4 protein-coding genes are annotated in these 4,572 nt (G+C 41.3%); 1 reads left to right on the forward strand and 3 read right to left on the reverse strand.

Annotated features, from left to right (window positions below; all coding sequences use genetic code 11):
* The first annotated feature begins 531 nt into the window (after nucleotides 1–531).
* Nucleotides 532–1,476 carry a glycoside hydrolase family 18 protein gene (locus tag L2764_RS25830; protein ID WP_248943222.1) on the forward strand — a complete coding sequence of 315 codons (945 nt, stop codon included), beginning with the start codon at nucleotides 532–534 and terminating at the stop codon, nucleotides 1,474–1,476.
* Between the two features lie 480 nt (nucleotides 1,477–1,956).
* Here L2764_RS25830 and L2764_RS25835 read toward each other — a convergent pair whose 3' ends face one another.
* The 3 genes from L2764_RS25835 to L2764_RS25845 form a co-directional block, all read right to left on the reverse strand.
* Nucleotides 1,957–2,730, reverse strand: a complete 774-nt coding sequence (locus L2764_RS25835; protein ID WP_312018390.1) for a glycosyl hydrolase family 18 protein — start codon at nucleotides 2,728–2,730, stop codon at nucleotides 1,957–1,959.
* Complete coding sequence (locus L2764_RS25840; protein WP_248943223.1) at nucleotides 2,731–3,087, reverse strand: hypothetical protein; 357 nt, start codon at nucleotides 3,085–3,087, stop codon at nucleotides 2,731–2,733. It lies immediately after the preceding gene.
* 437 nt (nucleotides 3,088–3,524) lie between these two features.
* A complete protein-coding gene (locus L2764_RS25845; RefSeq protein ID WP_248943224.1) occupies nucleotides 3,525–3,956 on the reverse strand; it encodes a hypothetical protein in 432 nt (143 codons plus the stop codon).
* Between the last annotated feature and the right edge of the window lie 616 nt (nucleotides 3,957–4,572).

Raw genomic sequence — 4,572 nt, forward strand, 5'->3', positions numbered from 1 at the left:
CGGTAAGGTGTTCGATCAGGGTCATTGGGTTACCTCTCAGAAAGTGAGGTGCGATTAGATCACAGTAATTCAGCAGATTCAATCTTTGTTAACAAAGTGCGATCCCGCCCTACCTTCCCCCTGCAGATTTTTATCCAGTGCGAATGCCCTTAAACCTATTCCGTCTTCAGGACAAAAACAATAAGTTGCAGAGTAACCGACATCGAGTTTAAAGAACCCGACAACATCGTCGTTGACACAAAAGCCTGCGGCAGGCAATTAACGTAAATAAATCCAACCACTTTAAATAAGATAACTTTATACAAATGAAGTTATTGACTACAGCCCTGTGTGAATAAGGATCCACGACCTTCCAATAAGCAAAGTTTAATACTGACTTCCCTACTGCCAATCGATTCAGAATCATCAAATACAAATTATTACAAAAAATCCCCCCCTCTGCCTTTTGAATAAAACACCAACAACTATAGTTATACCACTCAATGCAGATTGAAATGAATACCCTCCTCCTAATACATTAAGGATAATATTATGAGTTTAATACAACCGAATAATGTTTTTTTCTACTTACAAGGTAGCGATGTCATTCAACCTTCCTCTGAGCAGCCTTTTATTCTCGAACGACAAAAAAGCAATCAATTAAGCAGGCTCACTTGGGGCATGTTTTATTGCGATCCTAATATTGAGTCATTGAATAAAGCCGACCAACTGTATATTTGGAGTGGCGCAGGCGGGAACCTTTTCTCCAACCCGATTTATACCACCCCCATCATCGATTTTGCTAAAAACGGTGGCAAAGTCGGTGTCACGCTGGGCGGGAATCCCCCCATGGATGACTCGCTTGTGAACCCCATTGATAAATTGTATAACCGGCCCAATGATTTCATCGCACTCATCCAAAATATCGACACTCAACTTGAGGGTAACCTCAGCTTTATCGACATTGATATCGAAGACCCCCAGTTAGACAACTGGACCGAAGCGCACTGGTTAGCACTGAACAATACCTTGTCATCTATTCGCAATCATGTCGCCACAGAGCAAATTAAATTACAATTAACCATTCCACAAGCATCAAGTTATTGGTCTGCTAAAAGTGGCTATCAATCGTTAATATCATCAAATATCCTCAAAATAACATCACTCGATATGATCAATATCATGGACATGGATACCCAAAATAATACCCAACAACAATGGGTGCAATGGGTAACCGATACCACGCAAGTATTGTGTGTCCCTGAGTCCAAAACCTGTATTACTTTTCAATCAATCGGATTAAGCGATGAGTTATTTTATAATGTGATTGATGAATTAACCCATTTAAGCCCACCCTACCAACATATCGGACTGTTTACCGCCGCAGATGGCCAATCAAAATTCATTGAAATCACCCAATCCACCATGGGCCCTAACCCATCTCATACTAACCAAACCCATGCTAATGAAACTTGGCGCCCCACAGTAAGGAAGTAAAGTAGGCTCTTTTAGTATCTTTATGAGTCCTTTATCATCACTCGCTAGCCACACTAGCGAGTGTTTTATTGATGGCTGTACGTGAGCTCTATACTACACGGCTAAACAATGCTAATAAGGGGCTTCCTCATTAAATAGAAAGTTCGATACTGATTAAGGTTCTACTTAAACGTGGTTAAGGCCATTAATAAATCGTCAGTTCCAACTTTTACTCGCCAATAATGTTTAGTAGTAAAGTCTAAAGCATGACATTAATGATGACTGTCCATGAGCTCGACAATAATAGAGAAATTACGCCACCTTAGGTACCCCTCCACTGGTTGCACAAAATAAGTTACGTTCAATGTGTCCAGCTTTAATGAATCGCCAAAGCAATTCATTAAATCAACGTGCACGTTTTTGAACGGATTGCTGCTGCAATGTAGATGCTATCTGAAAATGCAGTCTAAGTTGAATAGGATATCTGTTCAAAATACGAGCTTAATTCGCATAACTATTAAAATAATCAGTGATTTTGTCGTAAATAGCCGGATCTTCTTGATTATCTAACACCCAAAATGTCAACCCTGCCAAGTGGTAGTCTTGTAAAAAATGCAGCCGCTTCTCCACTGTTTTGGCTCCACCCACATAAGCGCGATAAGGGAAGTTTTTATAAGTTAAGTCAACCCACTCCTCCTCGGAGGGAACTGTCTGGCCGAACTCATTGAGGCCATATTCCTCCCACTGTAAGACTGAACTTAAGGATTGAGCGGCAATAAAATCATAAGAGCGAAAGTTGATGTTATCAATCTGATATTTGCCATTACCCAGTGATTTCCACATACGGGAAAAATTGTGCAGCCCTAGCTGAATCTTATTGGCGGGTAGTCCTTGGGAATAGATCATATAATCCAGTACTTTCTCAATCCAATTGGTGGCAGCAATGGCATTGGGAATATTCGCACCTACGGCAAAGTTATTATCAAACCCCATGATTTTAAACCGGTAGATATCGTCAAGGTTGGCCAGTGAGGCAATGTCGAATAACTCATACTTTTCATTGGCGGCTTCTACTGCTTTTAAGGTCACGGATAGTTTTTTGCCATGGGCCTTAAGCTCACTGGCTAGTTTCTCAACAAATTCAACGCGGCCGTTTTGAGTCGGGCTTGCTTCAAAATTCAGATCCCATCCATCATAGTTCCGAGTGTTGGCTTCCTGGACTAAGTTAACGATTAAAGCCCTCTTCGCAGCTGGGTTTGCTATGATCTGTTCTATCTATGTGCCGTTACTGCTGCTGGGTATCCAGCCGTCGGCTATAGTGGGAAGTACAAGATCACCATTGGCGTGAGTTTTGGTGATCATACGTGCATCGTAAGCATATTCACGCAGGTTAATACTACCATCCACCGCGTAAAGACCTGGTCCGGTATCGCTCGCTCCCAGGTTATACCAGTAAGGGTTGATTTCGGTAAAAAGAGACTGATGAGCCAGATAACTTTGAAAACCTTCGGCGTAGGGGTTCGGCGTGTCATTAATCCACCCAGCCAGTTCAAAACCTTGCGATCTCGCTGGTGAAACACTAATAATAAACAAGATAAACAATACCTTAAACTTTCCTGCAAATAGGTTCATAGACAGCTTCTCTTACGATAGTCAGGTTGTGATAGAGTATTAAGAGCGGTGCCTGAAATATAATGTCAAAATATTCAACTGTCAACAGAGTTAGTGCTATCCACCAATTGCTAAAACTCATCAGGAAAAAGGACGACTCCACCATCAATTTTGCTACAAACGGTGGCAAAGTGGATGTCACGCTGGGCGGGAATCTACCGATGGATGACTCGCCTGTTAACCCCATTGATAAATTGTATAACCGGCCCACGCATCATAATGACCATAAAAACAGGGGGAATATTACTTTGTGAAACATAAAATAACCTTGATTATCTCCTTGTAATATTTTTATATTTTAATGGTGATGGGTATAATTTAGGTGTTGAGGTTCTACCGCAACGTTAACGAAGCAATCTAAGGGGCTGATGATGCTCAGCCTACGCTTTCGTGAGCAGTCATTGCACCTTTTGTGATGCATTGTTCTCCGGTGCCATGGCATAAATTTTACCAATGAGAAGCCCATAAATACCAAACTGTATTAGAAGGTAAAAAGTCTCCATGAGAACAAATGACCATGAACTATCAACGACTTGTTTGGCCACAAAAGCCAATACGTGCGATGACCAAAAAAATACGCCTATGAGTAAGGAATACTTTAGGCCCCTGATAACGCCTTGCCCCTTAAACTTGACGTAGGGGTATAAAAACGACATCACATAGCCTTGGATGATAATAGTTAACAAGCCAAGAACGAAATTGGGTTCGCCTTCAAAATAACCAAAAGAATGATACTTCTCTTCGAATAACACCACATGCCAAATGACCGCTAATGGGAAGGTAACCAATGTATAGGCGAGTGTTCCAAGCAATATTGATTTATGATTCATTCTCTAGTAGTCCATAACCTTTATCGAGCGCACATACCGTTTACCTCGCCATTGAGCTCATTCAACGTCTAGTCGCAGCCAGAAAAACGCATATTACTAATGTACTGTATTTTATATAATTTACTTTATTTCCATTAAATACACCAGCTTACTTTTAAAAATCTAACAATGGGTGGCTTGATTATTTGTGGTTATTTGGTTGCTTGCCGCAGGCTAAGGTCGTGGATTCCCATCCACACTGGGCCACAACGGCAATTCCCTCTTGGATCACCCTGCCGCCCCTAGCGAAGTTATTATCCTCATACCTCGTTGAAAATATTCTATCGTTTCCGATGGGGCGTCCTGCCCCGCGAAAACTAGTTGAACATCCATGTTCACACTCACGATATTTTCAACTCTTTATTTCGGTAACTTCGATGGGGATCTCAAAGAAAAAGCAGTGTACTTATTCATTTAACAAATAATCATGGGTGTCCTAGATCCTTCGCCTGAAACATCAACTCAAACGTAACCGTTCACCAGCCCCCTATTGACAATAAATACCGCGATCTTATTAAGATCGCAATGACCACTTGAACGATCGTTTTTTGATGTCATCATGCTGACATGAAAAAGA

The sequence above is a fragment of the Shewanella surugensis genome, assembly GCF_023284005.1.
Taxonomy (GTDB): domain Bacteria; phylum Pseudomonadota; class Gammaproteobacteria; order Enterobacterales; family Shewanellaceae; genus Shewanella; species Shewanella surugensis.